Origin of the sequence: Dietzia sp. DQ11-44 (assembly GCF_014145205.1) — a bacterium.
In the GTDB taxonomy this organism is placed as follows: Bacteria; Actinomycetota; Actinomycetes; order Mycobacteriales; family Mycobacteriaceae; genus Dietzia; species Dietzia natronolimnaea.
Map to the genome: position 1 here is coordinate 1 of NZ_JAALEC010000405.1, position 4,796 is coordinate 4,796.

Sequence of the window (4,796 nt, forward strand, 5' to 3'; positions counted from 1 at the left end):
GACGCACTAACGGAGATACCCACTAGGTGCAGCAGTTCGGGTCGAGCGCGGCACGCAGGGCGTCGATCGCGGACCCCCGGGCACGGTGGAACACGCTCATCCCGCGCCGCTCCGACTCGATCATCCCGGCCTCGCGGAGCCGGCCCAGGTGATGGGAGGTGGTCGACTCCGCGACGCCGGTCGCGGCGGCCAGATCTCCTGTGCGGACCTCGCCGTCGTCACTGGTGAGCAGGAGTGACAGCAGCCGGATCCGGACCGGGTCGGCGAGGGCCTTGAGACGCAGCGCGATCTCCACGGCGTCCTCGTGGCCGATCGGCCCCGCCGATACGGGCGCGCAGCAGACCGGCGAGCTGACGTCGAGGAGGGGCAGGGCCTTGGGCATGTCCGCGAGTGTAGCGCGGGTTCTTGACGAATATCGAAAAGGCTGGTTCTCTGGGCGGTGCAACAAATTCGATATTCATCTCAGAGGTGGAGGTTCCGACCATGTCCCGTGTGCAACTCGCCCTCAATGTCGACGACGTCGACGAGGCCGTCCGGTTCTACTCGACGCTGCTGCGCGTCGAGCCCGCCAAGCGCAAGCCCGGCTACGCCAACTTCGTGGTGGAGCAGCCGCCCCTCAAGCTGGTCCTGCTCGAGAACCCGGGCCAGGGAGGCTCGCTCAACCACCTGGGCGTCGAGGTCGAGTCCAGCGAGCAGGTCCACGGCGAGATCGCGCGACTGACCGACGCCGGCCTGTTCACCGACGAGGAGATCGGCACGACCTGCTGCTTCGCCACCCAGGACAAGGTGTGGGTCACCGGCCCGGGAGGCGAGCGGTGGGAGATCTACACGGTCCTCGCCGACTCGGAGACGTTCGGGACGTCGCCGGTAGCGGGTGACAGCAACAGGAACGACGACGACGAGGCCGGCGCCGACTCCGGGGGTGGCGCCTGCTGCGCGTGAGCGGCCGGAGGGTGCGCCCGACCGGGTCCACAACACCCGCGAGGGTGGCATGGGACAGGCCCGGGCCCGGGCGCACCTAGACTGGTTCGCGGCCGTCGGCCGGTTGCTCGACGTCCCGTGATCAAAGGAAAGGCCACACCATGCTCTCCCGCATCGACCTGCGCGGTCGCACCCTCGGTACCGCCGAGCTGCGTCGCACACTCCCGCGAGGCGCCGCCGACGTCGACTCCGTCGTCGACACCGTCCGCCCGGTGGTCGAGGCGATCCGGGAGCACGGGGCCTCCGCCGCGCTCGACTACGGCGAGAAGTTCGACCGGGTGCGGCCCACCTCGGTGCGGGTCCCCGCCGAGGTCATCACCGAGGCCGGCGAGGCCCTCGACCCTGACGTGCGCGCGGCCCTGGTCGAGGCCATCCGCCGCGCGAGGATCGTCCACTCCGCACAGCGGCGCTCGGACACCGTGACCGAGGTCGCCGCCGGCGGCTTCGTCACCGAGAAGTGGGTTCCCGTCGAGCGGGTGGGCCTCTACGTTCCCGGCGGCAAGGCCGTGTACCCGTCGAGCGTCATCATGAACGTCGTGCCGGCACAGGTCGCTGGGGTCGGTTCACTCGTGGTGGCCTCCCCGCCCCAGGCCGACTCCGGTGGCTGGCCCCACCCCACCATCCTCGGCGCGTGTGCTCTGCTCGGGGTCGACGAGGTCTGGGCCGTCGGAGGCGCCCAGGCCGTGGCCCTTCTCGCCCACGGCGGCGAGGACACCGACGGACGCGAGCTCGAGCCCGTCGACATGGTCACCGGCCCCGGCAACGTCTACGTCACCGCCGCCAAGCGACTGTGCCGCAGCGTCGTGGGGATCGATTCGGAGGCCGGTCCCACGGAGATCGCCGTCCTGGCCGACCACACGGCCGACCCGGTCCACATCGCCTACGACCTCATCAGCCAGGCCGAGCACGACCCCAATGCGGCGAGCGTTCTGGTCACCGATTCCGAGCAGCTCGCCGACGCCGTCGCGCGGGAGGTCGAGGCCCGCTACACCGTCACCCTCAACTCGGGCCGCGTGCGCGACGCGCTCGAGGGCCCGCAGTCGGGCATCGTCCTGGTGGACGACATCGACGCCGGCCTGCGCGTGGTGGACGCGTACGCGGCCGAGCACCTGGAGGTGCAGACCCGCGACTCCGCCGCCGATGCCGCCCGGGTACGCAACGCCGGGGCGATCTTCGTGGGCGCCTACTCCCCGGTCCCGCTCGGCGACTACGCGGCGGGCTCGAACCACGTCCTGCCCACGTCGGGCACCGCCCGTCACTCGTCCGGGCTGAGTGTGCAGACCTTCCTGCGCGGTATCCACGTCATCGACTACGACCGCGCGGCGCTCAAGGAGATCGCCCCGACCGTCGTCGCGCTCGCCGACGCCGAGGGTCTCCCGGCCCACGGCGAGGCCGTCCGGGCCCGCTTCGAGGACCTCACCGCCGAGGAGGAGGACCAGTGACCGACACCCCCCGGCCCGGAGTCGGCCTGGACGCGCTGCCACTGCGCGAGAACCTGCGCGGCAAGAGCGCCTACGGAGCCCCGCAACTCGAGGTGCCGGTGCAGCTCAACACCAACGAGAACCCGCACCCGCCCAGTGCGGCGCTGGTCGCCGACATCGCCGCCGCGGTCTCCGCGGCGGCGGCCGACCTCAACCGCTACCCGGACCGGGACGCCGTCGACCTGCGCACCGACCTCGCCGCCTACCTCACGCGGCAGACCGGGGTGGAGCTGGACGTGGACATGGTGTGGGCGGCCAACGGCTCCAACGAGATCCTCCAGCAGTTGCTGCAGGCCTTCGGCGGACCCGGTCGCAGTGCGATGGGATTCGTCCCCAGCTACTCCATGCACCCGATCCTCGCCGCGGGCACGGACACCGAGTGGATCCCGGTCGACCGGGGCGCGGACCTGGCGATCGACGTCGAGGCCGCGCTGGCGGCGATCGCCGGGCACCGCCCCGACGTCGTCTTCCTCACCACGCCCAACAATCCGACGGGCCACGTGATCGAGCTGGACGACCTGCGGCGGCTGATCGACGCGGCACCGGGGATCGTCGTGGTCGACGAGGCGTACGCGGAGTTCTCCCCGTCGCCGAGCGCGTGCACGCTGCTGGCCGAGTTCCCGGCGAAGCTGGTCGTCTCGAGGACCATGAGCAAGGCCTTCGCGTTCGCCGGCGGGCGGCTCGGCTACTTCGCGGCCGACCCCTCGTTCGTCGACGCCGTGCTGCTCGTCCGTCTGCCGTACCACCTGTCGGTGATCGCGCAGGCCGCCGCCGCGGCCGCGCTGCGTCACGCCGAGGAGACCCTGGCGTCGGTCGCCCTGCTGGCCGAGGAGCGCAAGCGCGTCACCGCGGGGCTCGAGTCGCTCGGCTACGACGTGCTGCCCAGCGAGGCCAACTTCGTGCTCTACGGGCCCTTCGTGGACGCGCCCCGCGCGTGGCGGCGCTACCTCGACGCGGGCGTGCTCATCCGCGACGTGGGCATCCCCGGCCGTCTTCGTGCGACCATCGGGCTGGAGAGCGAGAACGACCGGCTGCTGCAGGTGAGCGCCGAGTTGGCGGGAACAGAGATCACCACGACGAGGGAGAGACGATGAGCGAGCAGGGCGGACGCGTCGGTCGCGTCGAGCGCACCACCAGGGAGTCGTCGATCGTCGTCGAGATCGACCTCGACGGCACCGGCCGGACGGAGATCGCCACCGGCGTCCCGTTCTTCGATCACATGCTCACCGCGTTCGGCCAGCACGGAGCGTTCGACCTCACGGTCCGCGCGACGGGCGACGTCGAGATCGAGGCGCACCACACCGTCGAGGACACCGCCATCGTTCTGGGCCAGGCGCTCGGGAAGGCACTGGGCGACAAGCGGGGCATCCGCCGCTTCGGTCAGTGCTCGATCCCGATGGACGAGACGCTCGCCGAGGCGGTCGTCGACGTCTCCGGGCGCCCGTACTGCGTCCACACGGGGGAGCCCGACGTCATGATCGGCTACGTCGTCGTGGGCCACGACAGCGCGCCGTACGGCACCGTGCTCAACCGGCACGTGTTCGAGACCCTCGCGTCGCACGCCCGCATCGCGCTGCACGTCCGCGTGCACTACGGGCGCGACCCCCACCACATCACCGAGGCGGAGTACAAGGCCGTCGCCCGGGCGCTGCGCGCCGCGGTCGAGCCGGATCCGCGGATCAGCGGGATCCCCTCGACCAAGGGCGCTCTGTGATGGCGAAGTGACCGCGGGGGTCACGAAGCCGGGCGCGTTCGCACAGCTGTCCCGGACCCCCGGTGTGCCGGCGGCGTTCGTCCTGGTGCTCCTCGCCTTCGGTGGCTTCTCGCTGCTCCTGCCCGTGGTGCCCCTCGCCGTGGTCCGGGGCGGGGGCAGCGAGCTGGTCGCCGGTGCGACCACCGGTGTGTTCATGACGGTCACCGTGCTGGTCCAACTGCTCACCCCGAGGATCACCGCGGCGATCGGCTACCGTTGGGTGCTCGCGATCGGCAGCGCGCTCCTCGGCCTGCCCTCGGGGCTGCTCGCCCTGTTCGACGGGCCGTTCGCGGTGCTGGCGGTCAGCGGTGTGCGTGGGGCGGGCTTCGGCATGATGACGGTCGCCGGCTCCGCACTGGTCGCCGAGCTCGCGCCACCCGGGATGCTCGGCCGCGCCACCTCGCTGATCGGCCTCGCGGTGGGGATCTCCGAGGCCATCTTCCTGCCTGTCGGTCTGTGGCTGCTGGAGGTCTTCGGTCTGGCCACGGTCGCCTGGAGCGCGACGGCGTTCGGTGTGGTCGGACTGCTCGCGGCGGCACGACTCCCCGACGTGCACCCCGCTCCCGCCAGGCCTTCCGACC

At 71.6% G+C, this 4,796-nt stretch carries 6 protein-coding genes; 5 read left to right on the forward strand and 1 reads right to left on the reverse strand.

The window, feature by feature from the left end; genetic code table 11:
* Nucleotides 1–22: 22 nt before the first annotated feature.
* On the reverse strand, nt 23–382 hold the full coding sequence (locus tag G6018_RS10615; RefSeq protein ID WP_017836078.1) for an Rv2640c family ArsR-like transcriptional regulator: 360 nt from the start codon (nt 380–382) through the stop codon (nt 23–25).
* A gap of 101 nt (nt 383–483) precedes the next feature.
* Here G6018_RS10615 and G6018_RS10620 point away from each other — a divergent pair, with 101 nt between their 5' ends.
* The 5 genes from G6018_RS10620 to G6018_RS10640 all read left to right on the forward strand — a co-directional run.
* Nucleotides 484–942, forward strand: coding sequence for an ArsI/CadI family heavy metal resistance metalloenzyme (locus tag G6018_RS10620; protein ID WP_182617579.1), 459 nt, complete (start codon nt 484–486; stop codon nt 940–942).
* A gap of 140 nt (nt 943–1,082) precedes the next feature.
* Nucleotides 1,083–2,423 (forward strand): histidinol dehydrogenase, encoded by a 1,341-nt coding sequence (gene hisD / locus G6018_RS10625; protein WP_179525134.1) that lies wholly within the window; start codon nt 1,083–1,085, stop codon nt 2,421–2,423.
* Entirely contained in the window at nt 2,420–3,556 is a 1,137-nt protein-coding gene (locus G6018_RS10630; protein WP_179525135.1) for a histidinol-phosphate transaminase, read from the forward strand. The genes hisD and G6018_RS10630 overlap by 4 nt, the downstream gene beginning before the upstream one ends.
* Nucleotides 3,553–4,176: an imidazoleglycerol-phosphate dehydratase HisB gene (gene hisB / locus G6018_RS10635; protein WP_179525136.1), complete on the forward strand. Its 624-nt coding sequence runs from the start codon at nt 3,553–3,555 to the stop codon at nt 4,174–4,176. Before G6018_RS10630 ends, hisB begins: the two co-directional genes overlap by 4 nt.
* Nucleotides 4,177–4,183: 7 nt before the next feature.
* Nucleotides 4,184–4,796 (forward strand): MFS transporter (locus G6018_RS10640; protein ID WP_182639565.1); only part of this gene is annotated, 613 nt, incomplete at its 3' end.